14 protein-coding genes and 1 pseudogene are annotated in these 17,946 nt (G+C 70.6%); 6 read left to right on the forward strand and 9 right to left on the reverse strand.

The genetic code is table 11. From position 1 onward, the window contains the following. Positions 1-269 precede the first annotated feature (269 nt). Complete coding sequence (locus ACX28W_RS34070; protein WP_459003868.1) at positions 270-746, forward strand: hypothetical protein; 477 nt, start codon at positions 270-272, stop codon at positions 744-746. Between the two features lie 223 nt (positions 747-969). Here ACX28W_RS34070 and ACX28W_RS34075 read toward each other — a convergent pair. Then, positions 970-1,595: pseudogene (locus tag ACX28W_RS34075) on the reverse strand (IS200/IS605 family accessory protein TnpB-related protein); the annotation flags it as partial. A gap of 18 nt (positions 1,596-1,613) precedes the next feature. After that, positions 1,614-1,931, reverse strand: coding sequence for a hypothetical protein (locus tag ACX28W_RS34080; RefSeq protein WP_459003869.1), 318 nt, complete (start codon positions 1,929-1,931; stop codon positions 1,614-1,616). 259 nt (positions 1,932-2,190) lie between these two features. On the opposite strand from ACX28W_RS34080, the gene ACX28W_RS34085 reads away from it, so the two are divergent. Both ACX28W_RS34085 and ACX28W_RS34090 read left to right on the forward strand, forming a co-directional pair. Then, positions 2,191-3,156 carry an ABC transporter ATP-binding protein gene (locus ACX28W_RS34085; RefSeq protein WP_459003870.1) on the forward strand — a complete coding sequence of 322 codons (966 nt, stop codon included), beginning with the start codon at positions 2,191-2,193 and terminating at the stop codon, positions 3,154-3,156. Between the two features lie 19 nt (positions 3,157-3,175). Then, on the forward strand, positions 3,176-3,970 hold the full coding sequence (locus tag ACX28W_RS34090; protein WP_459003871.1) for an ABC transporter: 795 nt from the start codon (positions 3,176-3,178) through the stop codon (positions 3,968-3,970). A gap of 156 nt (positions 3,971-4,126) precedes the next feature. Here the strand turns inward: ACX28W_RS34090 and ACX28W_RS34095 are convergent, their stop codons facing one another. Then, positions 4,127-4,786: a response regulator gene (locus tag ACX28W_RS34095; RefSeq protein WP_459003872.1), complete on the reverse strand. Its 660-nt coding sequence runs from the start codon at positions 4,784-4,786 to the stop codon at positions 4,127-4,129. A gap of 119 nt (positions 4,787-4,905) precedes the next feature. On the opposite strand from ACX28W_RS34095, the gene ACX28W_RS34100 reads away from it, so the two are divergent. Further along, positions 4,906-6,519: a sensor histidine kinase gene (locus ACX28W_RS34100; RefSeq protein ID WP_459003873.1), complete on the forward strand. Its 1,614-nt coding sequence runs from the start codon at positions 4,906-4,908 to the stop codon at positions 6,517-6,519. 103 nt (positions 6,520-6,622) lie between these two features. On the opposite strand, the gene meaB is transcribed toward ACX28W_RS34100, so the two are convergent. The 3 genes from meaB to ACX28W_RS34115 are packed head-to-tail and all read right to left on the reverse strand — an operon-like array spanning position 6,623 to position 11,576. After that, complete coding sequence (meaB, locus tag ACX28W_RS34105; protein WP_459003874.1) at positions 6,623-7,609, reverse strand: methylmalonyl Co-A mutase-associated GTPase MeaB; 987 nt, start codon at positions 7,607-7,609, stop codon at positions 6,623-6,625. Then, positions 7,606-9,768 carry a methylmalonyl-CoA mutase gene (gene scpA, locus ACX28W_RS34110; protein WP_459003875.1) on the reverse strand — a complete coding sequence of 721 codons (2,163 nt, stop codon included), beginning with the start codon at positions 9,766-9,768 and terminating at the stop codon, positions 7,606-7,608. Before scpA ends, meaB begins: the two co-directional genes overlap by 4 nt. Then, a complete protein-coding gene (locus ACX28W_RS34115; protein ID WP_459003876.1) occupies positions 9,768-11,576 on the reverse strand; it encodes a methylmalonyl-CoA mutase family protein in 1,809 nt (602 codons plus the stop codon). Before ACX28W_RS34115 ends, scpA begins: the two co-directional genes overlap by 1 nt. Positions 11,577-11,701: 125 nt before the next feature. Between ACX28W_RS34115 and ACX28W_RS34120 the strand changes: the two genes are divergently transcribed. Further along, positions 11,702-12,385, forward strand: a complete 684-nt coding sequence (locus tag ACX28W_RS34120) for a hypothetical protein (protein ID WP_459003877.1) — start codon at positions 11,702-11,704, stop codon at positions 12,383-12,385. A gap of 47 nt (positions 12,386-12,432) precedes the next feature. Here the strand turns inward: ACX28W_RS34120 and ACX28W_RS34125 are convergent, their stop codons facing one another. The 3 genes from ACX28W_RS34125 to ACX28W_RS34135 form a co-directional block, all read right to left on the reverse strand. Further along, positions 12,433-13,089: a response regulator transcription factor gene (locus ACX28W_RS34125; protein WP_362077204.1), complete on the reverse strand. Its 657-nt coding sequence runs from the start codon at positions 13,087-13,089 to the stop codon at positions 12,433-12,435. Further along, on the reverse strand, positions 13,086-14,411 hold the full coding sequence (locus tag ACX28W_RS34130) for a sensor histidine kinase (protein WP_459003878.1): 1,326 nt from the start codon (positions 14,409-14,411) through the stop codon (positions 13,086-13,088). Before ACX28W_RS34130 ends, ACX28W_RS34125 begins: the two co-directional genes overlap by 4 nt. A 125-nt stretch (positions 14,412-14,536) precedes the next feature. Further along, positions 14,537-16,753, reverse strand: coding sequence for an MMPL family transporter (locus ACX28W_RS34135; RefSeq protein WP_459003879.1), 2,217 nt, complete (start codon positions 16,751-16,753; stop codon positions 14,537-14,539). A 330-nt stretch (positions 16,754-17,083) separates the two neighbouring features. Here ACX28W_RS34135 and ACX28W_RS34140 point away from each other — a divergent pair, with 330 nt between their 5' ends. After that, complete coding sequence (locus tag ACX28W_RS34140) at positions 17,084-17,923, forward strand: patatin-like phospholipase family protein (RefSeq protein ID WP_459003880.1); 840 nt, start codon at positions 17,084-17,086, stop codon at positions 17,921-17,923. Positions 17,924-17,946 lie beyond the last annotated feature (23 nt).

Raw genomic sequence — 17,946 nt, forward strand, 5'->3', positions numbered from 1 at the left:
GCGAATGGGGGACTAGCGTCTACAAGTGAGAGCCGCAACCCGGGGCACGCCCCCCCCGGCCGGCGAGGTTCCTGACAGAGCGGGACCGCGACCGTAGCCCCGCCCGCGCAACCTTACGCGGAGTCAGGGCGGCGTCGGCGGCCCAGACGTGCCTCTCATATTCATGCGGCGACGCCACGAGTCGCGCCGCACATTTCCCCCTAGCGGGCGCGGCCATATGTCCCGCGACGTCGAGAGTCGCGCGAGACAATGGAAGGAAAGGTATACCCATGCGATCACAGCGCGTGAAGCGTCTGTTCGCGGTGTCCGCGGCCGGCGTTCTGATGGCCGGTGGCGCCGCGATCGGCGCGACGGGCACGGCCTCGGCGTCTGTCCCGACGAACGATTCCAGCTACAGCAGCGACTGCGACTACGGCTGGTGGGACAACGACTGCGACAACGGCCACGGATACGACCGCGGTTACGACAACGACAACGACTACGGCGACAACGACAACGGACACGGCGACAACGACAACGGACACGGCGACCACGACAACGGCGACAACGGACGCGGCGGCGACAACGGACGCGGCGGCGACAACGGCCACGGCGGCGACAACGGCCACGGCGGCGACGGCGGCGGCGACGGTGGCGGCCACGGCGGCGGTGACGGCGGCGGTGGCGGAGGCCACGGCGGCGGTGGCGGCAACGGCGGCGGCGGCAACGGCGGCGGCAACGGCGGCGGCGGTGGCGGAGGACGCTGAGGAGGCTAGTGATTCAAACGCAGTGAATGCCGAGGTGCGAGGCTCCTCCCCCGGAGTCGGCATCGCGGCATTCATCTGTCACCGGTCGCCGGTCACTCGTTCGGCGGCCGTTTGAAGGAACGGCCGACGACGTACATCGCCAGGGCCATGAGCGCGGCGCTGGTGGCGAGCGCGCCAGCTCCACACTGCGCAGCCACGCCGCCAGAGCGATGAACCGTTCCTGAAGACTGAGCGGGAGTGAGTCCTGTTGCCAGGACTCCTGCTCAGCCGTGTGCCCCGAACGGTCTTGGGCACACTGGTCCCCCGCTTTCGCTCCACGGCCCGGTGGCGCGCATCCGGTGCGCTCCGTCCGTCGCCGGATCGGGTGTCCGAGGGCGCGTCGCCCGACCGCGATGCTTGCCGCATCGTGCCGGGACGTCTGACGTCGTGGGGTGGTCAGCGGTTTCTGCCAGTGCTGGGCACCCCAGCGAGAGGTGTAGGCCGGGTCGACCGCGACGACCGCCACCTGCTGCTCGGCGGCCATCGACACCAGCCGGGCCTTGAGTTTGGCGGTGGGGAAGCGGGAGATCAGGCGGCGGAAGCGTTTGTTGCGGCCGTGCTTCTCCCGGCCCTTGTCCGCCGCGAAGTCGAGGTCCTCGATGGCGATCGCGGCGGCCCCGCACCGTCGGGTGTAGTGCAGCAGCCGGGTCAGCGCGTGCCGGAGCTGCGCGTCCCGGTGTTCGGTGCTGCCCGAGAGGTCGTAGAAGTAGCGCTGCGGCTCGCCGACCGGATTGCCGTGCGCATCGAACGGCCGCGTGCCGTGTCGTGGTGGATGCGGTAGGCCACCGCCCGGTCGGCGGTGATCCGGTCACCAGAAGCCACTCCTGCTCAGTACAGGTTGGCGGGCAGCACCCGGAACCGGGCCGCTATGCCGTTGTCCATGTCCCTGACCAGCCCCACCCCCGCACCCTGCGCCGAACCGATACCGGTGGTGACCAGCAGGGCGGGCACCACGTAGTCGATGTAGCGCATGCCGTGCGGGACGTCGTCGGGGTTGGCCATGCTGCCGAAGATCTCACTCAGCAGAAGCAGCACGATCACCGGCTGCATCAGACTGAACACCGCGAGACGCCGGTCGCCGTACATGGAAAGGAGCAGCTGTGGGCCGTGCGGGGCTCGGGCATCGGCTACGGACTGCTGCGCCACTTCAACCAAAGCACCGCACGGTGGTCGGCGGCCGGGCTGCGGCCGCAGTTGGGATTCGACTACCTGGGCCGGTTCTGGCCCGTGCCGACGGTGATCGCCGCAGGCACGGGCCCTCCCGTCATCTCTGCCGAAGGTCTCTCTCTGTCACAAGACCCTCTGTCGAAAGTCGTAGTGACGCTCTGTCGATCGGCCGAAGACCGGGCGGACCCCCGGCCCATACCGTCACTCACATGAACGGACACCTGAGGACGGACTGGCAATGATCACACTGCGTGCAGTGAGGAAGCGGTACGACACGGCTGTCGCTGTGGACGGCCTGGACCTGGACATCGCCCCGGGCAAGGTCACTGGGTTCCTCGGCCCCAACGGGGCCGGCAAGTCCACCACCATGCGCATGATCATGGGCCTGGACAACCCGACCTCGGGTGAGGCGCTGATCAACGGCAAGCCCTATGCGGCGCTGGCGCATCCGCTGCGTGAGGTCGGGGCGCTGCTAGAGGCCAAGGCGCTCCACCCCGGACGCAGCGCGCACAGCCATCTGCTGGCCATGGCGCGCAGCAACGGCATCCCGCGCAAGCGGGTGGACGAGGTGCTGGAGATCGTCGGCCTGGAGAAGGTCGCCAAGAAGCGGGCCGGCTCCTTCTCCCTGGGCATGGGGCAGCGGCTAGGCATCGCGAGCGCGCTGCTCGGTGACCCGCAGATCCTGCTGTTCGACGAGCCCGTCAACGGCCTCGACCCGGACGGTGTGCGCTGGGTGCGTGAGCTGATGCGGTCGCTGGCGCAGGAGGGGCGCACCGTCTTCGTGTCGAGTCACCTGATGAGCGAGATGCAGCTCACCGCCGACCACCTCGTGGTGATCGGCCGGGGCAAGCTCCTCGCCGACGACACCATCGACCGTGTCATCGCCCGCAGTTCACTGACCGCGGTCCGGGTGCGTACGCCCGACGGCAATGGCATGGACACCTTGGTCGAGCGCCTGGAGGCACAGTCGCTCGAGGTCCAGCGGCACGGTGAGCACGAGATCCTCGTCTCCGGGGTGTCCGTCGAGACCATCGGCGACATGGTTTTCAAGCTGGGCATCCGACTGCATGAACTCCGCGTCATCGAGGCCTCGTTGGAGCAGGCCTACATGGAGATGACGGCCAACAGCATCGAGTACGAGTCGTCGAAGCCCGTGGCCGCGGGCGCAGCCGCTCATGCGGATCACCAGGAAGTCGAGGCCTGAGCAAATGTCGAGCACAGCCATGAGCACGCCCACGTCGACAGTGGCCGTGCAGCAGGGGCGCGGCGGCACGATCGGCGCGGTTGCCGCGGAGTGGACCAAACTGTGGTCCGTACGCGCCACTTGGTGGTGTCTTGCCGGTTCCCTCGTCCTGATGGCGATCTTCGCGTCGGGGCTGGGGGTGAGCATCGCCAACAGCTACCGGAGTGACGGTGAGGAGGTCGACATTCCGATCGCCCATCCCATGGTCCTCGCCGTGAACATGGTCCAGTTCGCCGTGGTGGCGCTCGCCATGCTGGCGATCACGACCGAGTACTCCACGGGAAGCATCCGTACGACGCTGCAGTGCGTGCCCGTGCGTGGGCGGATGCTGTTCGCCAAGTCGGCGGTCGCCGCCCCGGTGATGTTCGTGGTGGGGACACTGCTGGCCGTGGTCGGGACGGTCACCACCGCACCGCTGCTGTTCGAGTACGCCGACTCCGACATGGGCAAGGCGGTGGCGACCATCCTGTGCACCGGTGTCTACATCGCGCTGATGGGTGGCTTCGCCATCGGCATCGGGGCGGCGATCCGCAGCGCCGTGGGCACGCTGACGACGGTCTTCATGATCCTCGCGGGTCTGCCGGGCGCCCTGGCGCTGTCCAGCAGCGACTTCACCAAGAAGATCCTGGACTATCTCCCGTCCACGGCCGGTCAGCACCTGATGGACGGTGACGCGGATCCGTACGGGCGGACGGGCGCCCTGCTGGTCGTCCTCGTCTGGGTGGTCGCCGCTCAGGTCGCGGGTTACGTGGTCCTGCGCAGGCGGGACGCTTGAGCCGATGGCGGCGAATGACCTCCCCCACCGGTCGCCGCCATCTTCAATCTCGTCGGACTTGTTGCATACGACCCCGTTCTCCCCGGAGGGTGGGCCGACCGAGCGCGCATGAAATGAAGGGGCGCTCGCGACACTTCGTACGCAGGTACGCAGGTATCAGCCGACGCTTTCGATCAGTCCGGCCTCGTAGGCGATGATGGCCGCCTGGACGCGATTGCCGACAGCCAGTCGGGCGAGAAGGGAACTGACATGAGTTTTGACTGTGCCTTCGACGAGGTGCAGTCGGCGGGCGATCTGAGCGTTCGACAGCCCTTCCCCGAGCAGTGTCAGCACTTCCTGTTCACGGGTGCTGAGTCGGTCGACCCGCTCCCGCGCCGCGGAACCCCGCGCCATCCGCCCCGTGGACAGACCGCGAATCACCCGGTGCGCGGCCTCGGGAGAGAGATAGGCCGCCCCGTCGGCGACGGCGTGCACCCCCGCGATGAGATCGCGCGGATCTCCCGACTTCAGCAGGAATCCACTCGCCCCCTCACTCAGGGCGCGGGCGATGTAGTCGTCGTTGCTGAACGTCGTAAAGATGATCACAGCCGTACCCGCGTCGGACTTCAGAATCTCCGAAGCGGCGTCGAGGCCGTCGAGTTGGGGCATCTGCACGTCGAGGAGCGCCACGTCCGGCCGGTGACGACGTACGAGTTCCACGGCCTCCCGGCCGGTGGAGGCCTCGGCGACCACCTCGATCTCCGGATCGGTCGACAGGATGGCCCGGACCCCCGCCCGCATCATCGTCTCGTCGTCGGCGATCAGAACTCGAATCACGCGCTCCCCATTTCTTCCCTCACCGAGGCTGTCCCCATCGAGGCTGTCTGCATCGAGGCGTCCATCAAGGTTGTCGCCATCAAGGTTGTCGCCGTACCGGCTTTCCGCCAGGACGCCCCATGAAAGACCCGGATACGGCGCCGGAACCTGCTCGCAGAACCAGCCGAACCCGAATACTCGTCGAGGGGACCGGCCGACGCAAGATCGTCCGGAGTGCCGCGCTGTGGGTGGCGCTCGCCGTCCCCGCGCTGCTCGACTCCCCCGGCGACGCGGACTCGCCGCCCCTGTGGTGGCGGCTGGCCGGGGTGCTGCTGCTCGTGCCCGTCGTCGGTTTCCGGGACACCCGGCTGCCGTTGTCCTGGTGCGCCGGCGCGGTCCTGAGCCTGATCAGCCCCTGGTTCGCGCCCAGCCTGTTCGTCATGAGCTACCTGGCCGGCCGACGCGGCGATGTGCGGGAGCGGCCCGTCGAAGTGGCGGTGGCGGTGAGCGTCGTACTCACCGCGCTGGGCGTCATCGGCACCACGGCGGGCCATGTCACCACCTGGGTGAACAGCGCTCCGCTGCTGGTGGGCGCGGTGACGGCCTGGCTGGCGGGCCGCCACCGCCATCAGCGCCGCGAACTCGAGCTGGCGGGCTGGCAGCGGGCCCGGGACCTGGAGCGGGAGCACCAGCTCGCCGCCGACCGGGCCCGGATCCGGGAACGTTCCCGGATCGCCCAGGACATGCACGACCAGCTCGGCCACGATCTCACCCTGATCGCCATGCAGGCGGCCGCCCTCGAAGTGGCCCCCCGGCTCGACGAGTCGGCCCGGTCCACGGCCGGGGAGCTGCGCCGTAGCACGGCCCTGGCGATCGGCCGCCTCAGCGACATCATCGGGGTACTGCGGGTGGACAGCGCGCAGGAGTCGACGTCGACCCGCGAGGACCTCGTGACGACGGTGGATCGCGCGCGTACCGCCGGAATGCTGGTCGGCCTGAGACGGATCGGCCTCGACATCACGGCCCCGGCGGTGGTGGAGGAGGCCGTGCAGCGGGTGGTCCAGGAGTCGCTCACCAACGCCGCCAAGCACGCGCCCGGGGCGGAGGTCCTGGTCCGGATCGACCGGCTGACGGACCACACCGTCGTCACGGTCACCAACGGCGTCCACGACCGCCCTGCCCACGAGGCGATCGGCAACAGCATGGGGCTGGTCGGCCTCTCCGAGCGGGTCAGGGTGCTCGGAGGCACGCTCTCGGCGGGCCACCGCGACGGCGGCGGGTTCGAGGTCTCGGCCCGGTTGCCGCACTCCGGTGTCCGGTACGGATCCGGCGACGCCGACCAACCGCCGGTGCCCGGTGCTCCGTTGACCGCCACGGCGCAGCGGGACGCCGAGCAGCGGGTACGCCGCAGTCTGGCGGCAGTGCTGGCGGTCCCCGTGGTGGCGGTGGCCGTGGTGTGCGTGATGCTGGTGGTGTACTTCTCCCACGCCGTGGACAGCGCGACGCTCGACGCGACGACGTACCGGAACCTGGCGGCGGGGCAGCGTTGGGAGGATCTGCGGACCGTGCTGCCGACGCAGCAGGCGTACGTGGACCGGGACGCCGACAGCCTGCCGACCCCCGCGCATGCCGTGTGCAGGTACTACCGCGCCGAAGGCGGTGGCCTCTTCTCCATGGAGGCCAAGTCCTACCGGCTGTGCTTCATCGACGGGAAGCTCGTTTCCAAGGACGAACTCGACGAGAACCCCCGATAAGCACGAACCCCGTCCGCCCCGCGCCTCTCCGACATGCCCATCCCACCCCGCCACCCCCGGCGGCCCGCCGACCACGGTGCCCACCGACTACGGCGGCCCCCGCTCAACGCTCCGCCCCGCCCCCGAACACCTCAAGGATCCGCTCGGCGGCGAGCGTGGCCGTCAACTCGCCCTCGCGTACCTGTCGTTCGAGGTCGGGCGTGAGGGACCGTACGGCCGGATCCGCGTGCAGGCGGCCGAGCAGCTCGTCGCGGACCATCGTCCAGGTCCACTCGACCTGCTGCTCGCGGCGCTTGGCGGCGAGACGGCCCGTGGAGTCCAGGAGTGCGCGGTGCTGTTCGAGGCGCTCCCAGAGGGTGTCCAGGCCGGTCGACTCCCGGGCGCTGCAACTCAGCACGGGGGGAGTCCAGGCCGCGTCCACGGGGTGCATCAGCCGCAGGGCGCCCGCCAACTCCCGTGCCGCCGCTCGGGCGTCACGCTCGTGCGGGCCGTCCGCCTTGTTGACGGTGATCACGTCGGCGAGTTCCAGCACGCCCTTCTTGATGCCCTGCAACTGGTCCCCGGTACGGGCGAGCGTGAGCAGCAGGAAGGAGTCGACCATGCCCGCGACCGCGGTCTCCGACTGGCCGACACCGACCGTCTCGACGAGCACCACGTCGTAGCCCGCCGCCTCCATCACCACGATCGACTCACGCGTCGCCTTGGCGACCCCGCCCAGCGTGCCGGCGGTGGGGGAGGGGCGTACGAACGCCGCCGGGTCCACGGCCAGGCGCTCCATCCGGGTCTTGTCGCCCAGGATCGACCCGCCGGTACGGCTCGACGACGGGTCGACGGCCAGCACCGCGACCCGGTGCCCGAGCCCGGTGAGCATCGTGCCGAGCGCGTCGATGAACGTCGACTTGCCCACGCCCGGCACACCGCTGATGCCGATCCGCCGCGCCCGGCCGCTGTGCGGCAGCAGCTCGGTCAGCAACTCCTGGGCCAGAGACCGGTGATCGGGCCGGGTGGACTCGACGAGCGTGATGGCGCGCGCGATGTGCGCCCGCTTCCCGTCGAGTACGCCCTTCACATAGCCGTCAAGATCGATCACAGCTCGTGCCCGAGGCCGGCCGCCAGTCGCTCGACCAGGTCGTGGGCCGCGTCCGGGATCACCGTCCCGGGCGGGAAGACGGCAGCCGCGCCCATCTCCAGCAGCGTCGGTACGTCCTGCGGCGGAATCACCCCGCCGACGACGATCATGATGTCCTCGCGGCCCTCCTCGGCGAGCTGCTCCCGCAGCGCCGGTACGAGGGTGAGGTGCCCGGCGGCCAGCGACGAGACGCCCACGATGTGCACATCCGCCTCCACCGCCTGGCGGGCCACCTCGGCCGGCGTCTGGAACAGCGGGCCGACGTCGACGTCGAAACCGAGGTCGGCGAAGGCGGTGGCGATCACCTTCTGGCCGCGGTCGTGACCGTCCTGGCCCATCTTGGCGACCAGGATGCGCGGACGGCGGCCCTCGGCCTCCTCGAAGGAGTCGACGAGCGTACGGGTGCGCTCCACGGACGGCGACTCCCCTGCTTCGGTGCGGTACACGCCCGCGATCGTACGGATCTGGCCCGCGTGCCGCCCGTACACCTTCTCCAGGGCGTCGGAGATCTCCCCGACGGTGGCCTTCGCGCGGGCCGCGTCGACCGCCAGCTCCAGCAGATTGCCCTCACCGGCGGCGGCCCGCGTCAGCGCGTCCAGCGCGTCCTGGCACGCCCGCTCGTCCCGCTCCGCCCGCAGCCGCCGCAGCTTCTCGATCTGCTGGGTGCGTACGGAGGAGTTGTCGACCTTGAGAACGTCGATCTGCTCGTCGGACTCCACCCGGTACTTGTTGACGCCGATCACCGGCTGCCGCCCCGAGTCGATCCGGGCCTGTGTGCGGGCCGCCGCCTCCTCCACCCGCAGCTTCGGGATGCCCGCGTCGATGGCCTGCGCCATGCCGCCCGCCGCCTCGACCTCCTCGATGTGCTGCCAGGCCCGGCGGGCGAGGTCGTACGTCAGCTTCTCGACGTACGCGCTGCCGCCCCACGGGTCGATCACCCGGGTCGTGCCGGACTCCTGCTGGATCAGCAGCTGGGTGTTGCGGGCGATGCGCGCCGAGAAGTCGGTGGGCAGCGCGAGTGCCTCGTCGAGGGCGTTGGTGTGCAGCGACTGGGTGTGGCCCTGCGTCGCGGCCATCGCCTCCACACACGTACGCGTGACGTTGTTGAACACGTCCTGCGCGGTGAGCGACCACCCGGACGTCTGCGAATGGGTGCGCAGCGAGAGCGACTTGGCGTTCTTCGGGTCGAACTGCTTGACCAGCTTCGCCCACAGCAGCCTGGCCGCCCGCAGCTTCGCGATCTCCATGAAGAAGTTCATGCCGATCGCCCAGAAGAAGGAGAGCCGGGGCGCGAACGCGTCCACGTCCAGCCCCGCCGCCTGCCCCGCCCGCAGATACTCGACCCCGTCCGCGAGCGTGTACGCCAGCTCCAGATCGGCCGTCGCACCCGCCTCCTGGATGTGATAGCCGGAGATGGAGATGGAGTTGTAGCGGGGCATCCGCTGCGAGGTGAAGGCGAAGATGTCGGAGATGATCCGCATCGACGGCTTCGGCGGATAAATGTACGTGTTGCGGACCATGAACTCCTTGAGGATGTCGTTCTGGATGGTCCCGGCCAGCTTCTCCGGCGGTACGCCCTGCTCCTCGGCCGCCACGATGTACAGCGCGAGGATGGGCAGCACCGCGCCGTTCATCGTCATCGACACGGTCATCTTGTCGAGCGGGATACCGTCGAAGAGCTGCCGCATGTCGTAGATCGAGTCGATCGCCACGCCCGCCATGCCGACGTCACCCGTCACCCGCGGGTGGTCGCTGTCGTAGCCGCGGTGGGTCGGCAGGTCGAAGGCGACGGACAGGCCCTTCTGACCGGCGGCCAGATTGCGCCGGTAGAAGGCGTTGGACTCCTCGGCGGTGGAGAAGCCCGCGTACTGGCGGATGGTCCAGGGCTGGTTCACGTACATCGTCGGGTACGGGCCGCGCAGGTACGGGGCGATGCCCGGGTAGGTGTCCAGGAAGTCCAGGCCCTCCAGGTCACGGCCGGTGTACAGCGGTTTGACGGCGATGCCCTCCGGGGTCTCCCAGAACGCCTCGTCCCCGCCGATCGCTTGACGCCAGGCTTCGGCGCTGCCGTCGGCGGTGGGCGTCCCCAGCTCGATTCCGGAGAAGTCGGGGATTCCCATCAGGACACTCCCATGCGGTCGAGGGTGGTGGAGAGTACGGCGACGGCGTCACAGCCGGCGAAGACGTAGGCGTCGACATCGGTGTACCGGTCGGGGCGGCCGGCCAGGAACACCTGCCCGGCGCCGGCCGCCTTCAGCGCCCCGGCGGCCTCGGCGGCCTGCTCCTCGTACAGCGCGTCACTGGAGCACAGGCAGGCCACGGTGGCGCCGCTGTCCTCGAACGTGCCCTCCGTGACGGGCTCGATGCCGCCCGCCTGGAAGAGGTTCGAGGCGAAGGTCGCGCGTGCGGTGTGCGCGGCGGCGGGGCCCAGGGTGGCGAGGAAGATCCGCGGCCGGGTTCCGGTCGCCGCGAGGTGGTCGTCGGAGCGGGCCCGCAGAGCCTCGTAGGCCTCGTCGCGCCGTACGCGCGGCAGTCCGCCGGACGGGGGCTCGGGTGCGGGCTCGCGCTCCACCGGCCGCTCGGCGAGATACGGGAACTCGCTGACCCCGGTGATGGGTTCGCGCCGCTTGGCGAGCTTCGCGCTGCGCGCCTCCCAGGTGCCGGCCAGATCCTGCCCGAGCCGGCCCGAGCGCAGGGCCGCCGCCTGACCGCCCGCCCGCTCGATCTGCTGGAAGAACTCCCAGCCGGCGTGGGCGAGTTCGTCGGTGAGCTGCTCCACGTACCAGGAACCGCCCGCCGGGTCGATCACCCGGGACAGATGCGACTCCTCGACCAGGATCGTCGAGGTGTTGCGGGCGATACGGCGGGCGAACGCGTCCGGCAGGCCGAGGGCATGGTCGAAGGGCAGCACGGTGACGGCGTCGGCGCCGCCGACTCCGGCCGCCAGCGTGGCCATCGTCGTACGCAGCATGTTCACCCAGGGGTCCCGGCGCGACATCATCACCGGCGAGGTCACGGCGTGCTGCACCTGCGCACCCGCGCCCGGCGCTCCGCACACCTCGGCGACCCGCGCCCACAGCCTGCGCGCGGCCCGCAGCTTGGCGATGGTCAGGAACTGGTCGGCGGTGGCGGCGTACCGGAACTCAAGTTGCGCGCACGCCTGTTCGGCCGACAGTCCCGCCTCGGTCAGCTCCCGCAGATAGGCGACCCCGGTCGCCAGCGAGCAGCCCAGCTCCTGCGCGGCGGAGCCACCGGCCTCGTGGTATGGCAGCGCGTCCACGATCAGCGCCCGCAGCCCCGGATACGTCTCGGCACACAGCCGCGCGAGCCCGGCCACCGGCGCGAAGTCGAAGGACTTCCCCGTACGGGCCTCATGACCCAGCGGGTCCGCGCCGAGGTTTCCGCGCGCGGCCTCGGCGGCGACGCCCCGCTCCTCGTACAGGCGCAGCAACTCCCGGGCGGCGGGCTCGACGTCGCGCCCCGCCTCGAGGACCACGGGCGCCAGGTCGAGATAGACACCGTCGAGGACCTGGGGGAGCGAGGACACCGGGAATCCGCCCTCGCCGACGACCAGCCAGAGCGAGGTGGCGCCGTTCTCCAGGTCCGCGAGCACCGTCTCGGCCGCACCCGCCGCGTGCCGCTGCCGTACGTCCCAGCCGCCGACGCTGCTTCCCTCGGCGCGGCCGCCACGGACGAAGGGGGCGAATCCGGGGAACCCGGCGTCCGGGGTGGCATCCAGAGCCGTGTACAGGGGCCGGGTGACGAGCCCGTCCTCCAGCCGGGTGGACAGCGCGTCCTCGGCTGCTGCGCCCGAGACATCTTTGCCCGACTTGCGCAGTACGCCCTCTACGAGGCGCTGCCACTGTTCATGGGGCGCGGAAGGGAACTCGGCGGCCAGCGAAAGCCCGTCGTTGGGCAGGACTGTCATGCTCGGATGCTAGGGCAGAGTCCTTGAGCAACAGCAGAGCCCGAGCCTGTGACCTTGCCCTCGCCACATCTGTGACCCCGGCCTCACCGCCAGGGGCTGCCGGATGCCGGAACTCCCGTTGTGTCGTGTCCATCGCGTGCGTCCTCGACCTGGTCACCGCATTCGACCCCGGCTCGCTGTCCGGCTCGGTCTCCGGCGAGCTGTCCGACGGGCTGTCCGATGAGCTCGCCGACGAGCGGATCAACCGATACAGCGCCGCCCTCGCCGCACTGCCCGCCGACCGGCCGCACCGTTACGCCTACGTCGCGGTGCTGGCCGCTCTCACGGGACTGCGGGCGCGGGACCTGCGGGAGACCGCACCCTCCAGGGCGGACGTGCTCGCCATGAACGCGCGGGAGCTGACCGAGGCGGCGGCGGCCGACGCCCCGGCCGACTTCCTGCCGCTCGGCCTGCTGCGCCGTGGCAGCTTCGACGGCGCGCTGCCGGTCGCCGCCGTGTCGGTCCTCACCACTGTCACTGACGCCACCGAACCCACGAGTTCCACCGGCGAACCGGCTGACCCGGAGCGAGATGCCCTGGCCGAAGACCTGGCCAGGACGGTCGCACAGCTGACCCGTATGGACGACGTCCGTCTCGACGACCCGGAACACCTCGACTCCAGCATCGAGATCATGCGGGAACTGCTCGCGGACATCGGGGAGGACGACCCCGCCACGCGAGGGCTCATAGCCGGGGCGCTCGGCAGCGCGCTCTCCTCCCGGTCGTCGGCACAGGGCACCGAGGCCGCCTACGTCCACGCGGGTACCTAGGGGGCTTCTGATGGATCTCCGCGGCGTCGCGACTGCCGCGCCGGGGCTCATGCCGGCCGGACGAGTCCCGTGTCGTAGGCGAAGATGGCGGCCTGGACGCGGTCCCGGGCGCCGATCTTGGCGAGGATGCGGCTGACGTGCGACTTGACGGTGGATTCGGCGAGGTGGAGGCGTTCGGCGATCTCGGCGTTGCTCCAGCCGGAGGCGATGGCGGTGAGGACCTCGCGTTCGCGTGGGGTGAGGTCGGAGAGCTGGCGTTCCTGTTCGGGGGTGTGGCCGGGCAGCCGCTCGGTGAACGAGTCGATGAGTTTGCGGGTCAGGCCGGGGGCGATGACGGCGTCCCCGGCGGCCACCGCGCGGATACCGGCGATGAGTTCGTCGGGCAGCGCGTCTTTCAGCAGGAACCCGCTGGCTCCGGCGCGCAGGGCGGCGTACGCGTACTCGTCGAGGTCGAAGGTGGTCAGCACCAGGACACGGGAACGTCCGCCGGACTCGACGATGCGGCGGGTGGCCTCGATGCCGTCCATGCCGGGCATGCGTACGTCCATCAGGACGATGTCGGGGCGCAGTTCGGCGGTCATGCGGACCGCCTCGGCGCCATGCCTGGCCTCGCCGACCACGGTCAGGTCGGGGTGCTGCTCGATGAGCATGCTGAAGCCGAGGCGTTGCAGGGCCTGGTCGTCGACGATGAGGACGGTGGTCATGCGCGGCGTTTCTCCGTGGTCGAGGTCGTGGTCGTGGTCGTGATCAGAAGGCGGGCGCGGACCGTCCAGCCTCCGAGGGGGTTGGGGCCCGCGGTGACACTTCCCCCGTAGAGGGCGGCCCGCTCGCGCATCCCGACCAGGCCGCGTCCCTCGCCTTCTCGGTCGTGCGTAGGCGGGGTGCGCGGCGGTCCGGTGTCCTCGACGGTGACGTGTACGGCGGTGCCGTCGGCGGTGACGGTGACATGGGCGGTGGTGTCGGGGGCGGCGTGCTTGAGGGTGTTGGTCAGGGCCTCTTGGACGACGCGGTAGACGGCCAGTTGGAGGCCGGTGGCGAGATGGGTCAGGTCGCCGTCGGTGTGCAGGGTGACGGTGGGGCCGGCGGCCCGAACGCGCTCCAGCAGGGGTCTCAGGTCGTTGATGCCCGGCTGGGGGGCGAGCGGGGTCTCTTCGGGGGTGGCCTTCTCGTCATCGCCGATGACGGCGAGGAGGCGGCGCAGCTCGGCCAGGGCGCCGCGTCCGCTGTCGGCGATGATGCGCAGGATCTCGGCGCCCCGTTGGGGTTTCGCCTCGGTGAGTCCGGCGGCGCCGTTCGCGAGCCCGACGATGACGGCGAGGGTGTGGCCGAGGATGTCGTGCATCTCGCGCGCGACGCGGGCGCGTTCGGCGGCGGCGGCGAGGCGGGCGCGCTGGTCGCGTTCGACCTCGAGGCGTACGGCGCGCTCGTGCAGGGCCCTGATGTACGCGTTCACGACCCGGCCCACCAGGCCTGCCGCGGCGACCGCCGCCACGAGCGCCGACTGGACGAGCGCCAGCACCGGAGTCTGCAGGTCGGTCGACGGGGCGTCGCCGCGGACGACGACCGCTACGGACGTCTGCGTGACGGCGACCGCCAGACAGACGGCCAGCGTGACGGGCCGGCCCCGGCGGCCCACATTGAGCAGCGCCACGATCCGCGCGGCCTCGGAGCCCGTGGCGGCGTCCAGGACGAGGGACACCGCGGCGACGGCGGAGGTGAGGGCGAAGACCAGGACGGGTCGCCGCTGCCGCCACAGCAGCGGAACGCAGTATCCGGCCATCAGCGCCAGCATCGTCGGTACGCCGGGTCCGATGCCGTTCACCGCGTCCCGCAGAGCCGGGCCACCGATCGCCGCGCAGAGGATCGGCACCGTCCATCGCCAGACCCACGGATGAGCCTGGTCCGCCTGGCGCATCCGCATGAGCCACTGCATGACCGCGACGTCCGAGCGCCGCTCCGCACCGCCCAGCAGGGTCTCGGGCGTGACGGAAGGAGCCGAGGACCCGGGAGCGGTCGGTGCGGTCACGTCGTACACCTTCTCGATACAGGGGCCGCCCGCCGGTCCCCGGGGGAGTGGGACCGGCGGGCGGGGTGGGTGGTCACGGCCGAGGTTCGTGCCGTACGCCTGCTTCGGATCGTACGGCCGGGCGCTCAGCCTTTTCCGGTGGGAACCGGCTCGGGCTCCTCCGTGGCCTTGGGGCCCTTGCCCAGCAGGTGCCGCAGCTTCTCGCCCTCGACATCCACGTTGGGCAGCACCCGGTCGAGCCAGGCGGGCAGAGCCCAGGCGCGGCGGCCCAGCAGGGCCATGACCGCCGGGACGATGGTCATGCGGACCACGAAGGCGTCGAAGAGCACGGCGGAGGCGAGGCCCAGGCCGATCGACTTGATGAGCGCGGTGTCGCTGAACAGGAACCCGGCGAACACGGAGATCATGATGACCGCGGCGGCCGTGACCACCCGGGCCCCGTGCCGGAAACCGGCGACCACCGCTTCCCTCGGCTCGGCCCCGTGGACGTACTCCTCCCGCATCCGGGTGACGAGGAAGACCTGGTAGTCCATCGCGAGCCCGAACACCACGCCGACCATGAAGATCGGCAGCACGCTCACGATCGGGCCGGTCTGGTCGACGCCGAAGACATCCGCGGCCCAGCCCCACTGGAAGACGGCGACGACGACGCCGAGGGTCGCGAGGACGCTGAGAAGGAAGCCGAGTGCTGCTTTGAGCGGGACGAGGATCGAGCGGAACACCAGCATCAGCAGGACCAGCGCCAGGCCGACGACCACGCACAGATACGGGATCAGGGCGTCGCTCAGCTTGTCGGAGATGTCGATGTTGAGGCCGGTGGTGCCGGTGACCATCAGCTCGGCGCCGGTGTCGTCCTGGAGGGCGGCGCCCCGGTCGCGGATCTCGGAGACGAGGTCGACCGTCTCCTCGCTGGTGGGGGAGCTGTCCGGGACGGCGCGGATCAGGGCCACGTCGCCGGTCGTGTTGAAGGTCGCCGGGCTCACCGACGCGACGTCGGGCAGGTCGTCGAGCAGGGTTACCGCGTCATCGGCCGCGCCCTCGGGGTCCTCGCTGCCGCGGGCGTCGACCACGACCGTCAGCGGGCCGTTGTAGCCGGGGCCGAAGCCGTCGGTGATGGTGTCGTAGGCGGTGCGCTGGGTACTGCCGGGGGTGGCCGTCGCGTCGCTGGGCATACCGAGTTGCAGCGAGAAGGCCGGAAGGGCGAGCAGGAGCAGACCGGCCACCGAGGCCGCGAGGACCTTGACCGGGTTGCGCAGCACGAACCGTGCCCAGCGCACGCCCATCGGCTCGCGCTCGCCGCTCTCCATCGCCCGCATACGGCGCGTCTTGAGCTTCCCCGTCGCGATCCGCGGACCGACGAAGCCGAGCATCGCGGGCAGCAGGGTGAGGGCGATGACCACGGCGACGACGACCGCGAACGCGGCGCCGAGACCGATGTCGGTCAGGATCTTGATGCCGATGACGCCGAGCCCGGCCAGCGCGATGACCACGGTCAGACCGGCGAACACCACGGCCGACCCGGCCGTCCCCAGGGCACGCCCGGCGGCCTCCTCCGGCTCGTGACCCTCCCTCAGCTCCCCTCGATAGCGGGAGACGATGAACAGGGCGTAGTCGATGGCCACCGCGAGGCCCAGCATCAGCGCCAGCGTGCTGGTGTTGGAGCTGAGGTCGATGAACGCGCTCGCGACGGTGATCCCGCAGATCGCCGCGATGACGCCGAACAGCGCGGTCAGCAGCGGCAGTCCGGCTGAGACCAGCGAGCCGAAGGTGATGACCATGACGACGGCGGCGATCGCGATGCCGATCAGTTCGGTCGCGCTCTGCTCGGGCTCTTCGTTGACGGCGGTGCCACCCATGCTCACCGCGAGGCCGGCCTCCTCACCCTGCTCGGCGACCTGCTCCAGGTCGGCGCGGGCCTGGTCGGAGACATCGGCCTGGACGACCGAGTAGGTCACCTGGGCGTAGCCGATGGCGCCGTCCTTGCTGACGGTGCCGCTGGTGTAGGGGTCGGCGACACTCGCCACCTGGGACGCCGACTTCAGCTCGGTGACCAGGTCCTCGACCTCGGCCTTGGTGGCCGCAGAGGTCAGCTTCTGCCCGTCCGGCGCCTCGAACACCACCCGGGCGGTGGCCCCGGAGGCCGACGCCTGCGGGAACTCCTTCTCCAGCAGGTCCAGGGCCTTCTGGGACTGGGTGCCGGGGATGGCGAAGGTGTCCGTCGTGCCGGCGGAGACGGTGCCGGCCCCGATGCCGACGGCGGCCAGGACGGCGATCCACAGCATCAGGACGAGCCGTCGTCGTCGGAACGAGAACCGGCCGAGCCGGTAGAGGAACGTGGCCACGGAATACTCCCGGAGGGCGTGCCTGAAGACGTGCCTGAAGACGTGCCTGAAGACGTGCTTGAAGGCGTGCTTGAAGGCAATGCCTGAAGACGTGCAGAGGGCGGGAAGAGCGGGTCGGAGGCCGTCGAGGCCCCGTGGAACCACGCTAGGAACGCTTCGCCGTCATCCGACGGCACCGGCGAGGTGAATACGGCCGCGGCCACCAGTACCCCGGTGCCGTACGCATGTCATCCCTCAGATGTACGCGCGGAAGCGGGGACCATTCCCCGGTTGCGTGCTAACGTCGGGACGGTAAACGGGGACCGGTCCCCGATAGCCGGGAGGGTGGAAGTGGCGGACACGGCACTGGTGTTGGGTGGGGGAGGGCTGACCGCGTACGCGTGGCAGGTCGGCATGCTGGCGGGGCTGGCCGACGCCGGGGTGGACCTCGGCGGTGCTGACGTGCTCGCCGGCACGTCAGCCGGCTCGCTGCTCGCGGTGGAACTGGCCACAGGTGCGGCGCCGGCCGACCTGTACGCGGTCCAGGTCGCCCGCAAGCGGGCCATGATGGAGGTGGACTTCACCTTCACCATGACGGTCAAGTACCTGTGGGCCGCGCTCGGTTCGCGCGACCCGGCGACCGTGGTCAAACGGCTGGGCAGGCTCGCGCTGAAAGTGCGCGACGTGACGGAGGCCGAGGTCCTCGACGCGATCCGTCCCCAACTGCCGGTTCAGGAGTGGCCGAAGAGGCCGGTGCGGCTGTTCGCGGTGGACGCGCTCACCGGCGAGCCGAACGGCTTCAGTGCCGACAGCGGAATCGACCTGGTGACGGCGATGTCGGCCAGTTGCGCGCTGCCACCGCTGTTCCCGCCGATCACGATCGGGGCGGGGCGCTGGATGGACGGGGGCGTGCGCTCCACGACCAACGCCGACTTGGTGCACGACTGCCGACGGGTCGTCGTGCTGGCCCCGATTCCCAACGTGCCGGGGGCGACCCCGGGCGCCTCCGATCAGGTGGCCTCCCTTGTCGCAGGCGGCGCCCGGGCCGCTCTGCTGGTCCCGGACCGAGCGGCCCGCCGCGCGTTCGGCCGTAACCCCCTGGACGCGTCCCGCATCCCCGGCGCGGCCCGGGCAGGGCTGCGGCAGGCAGCCGAGCACGCCGAACAGATCCGCGCCATCTGGCACGGCTGAGCCTCCCGTCCAGGAGGCCAGCG

Source organism: Streptomyces sp. SD15 (genome assembly GCF_054462255.1).

What these genes read in the sequence shown, in the direction of transcription:
- ACX28W_RS34085 (WP_459003870.1), top strand. Translation starts at nt 2,191, where the DNA reads ATGATCACACTGCGTGCAGTGAGGAAGCGGTACGACACGGCTGTCGCT.
- ACX28W_RS34125 (WP_362077204.1), bottom strand. Translation starts at nt 13,089, where the DNA reads ATGACCACCGTCCTCATCGTCGACGACCAGGCCCTGCAACGCCTCGGC.
- scpA (WP_459003875.1), bottom strand. Translation starts at nt 9,768, where the DNA reads ATGGGAATCCCCGACTTCTCCGGAATCGAGCTGGGGACGCCCACCGCC.
- ACX28W_RS34115 (WP_459003876.1), bottom strand. Translation starts at nt 11,576, where the DNA reads ATGACAGTCCTGCCCAACGACGGGCTTTCGCTGGCCGCCGAGTTCCCT.
- ACX28W_RS34070 (WP_459003868.1), top strand. Translation starts at nt 270, where the DNA reads ATGCGATCACAGCGCGTGAAGCGTCTGTTCGCGGTGTCCGCGGCCGGC.
- ACX28W_RS34100 (WP_459003873.1), top strand. Translation starts at nt 4,906, where the DNA reads ATGAAAGACCCGGATACGGCGCCGGAACCTGCTCGCAGAACCAGCCGA.
- ACX28W_RS34090 (WP_459003871.1), top strand. Translation starts at nt 3,176, where the DNA reads ATGAGCACGCCCACGTCGACAGTGGCCGTGCAGCAGGGGCGCGGCGGC.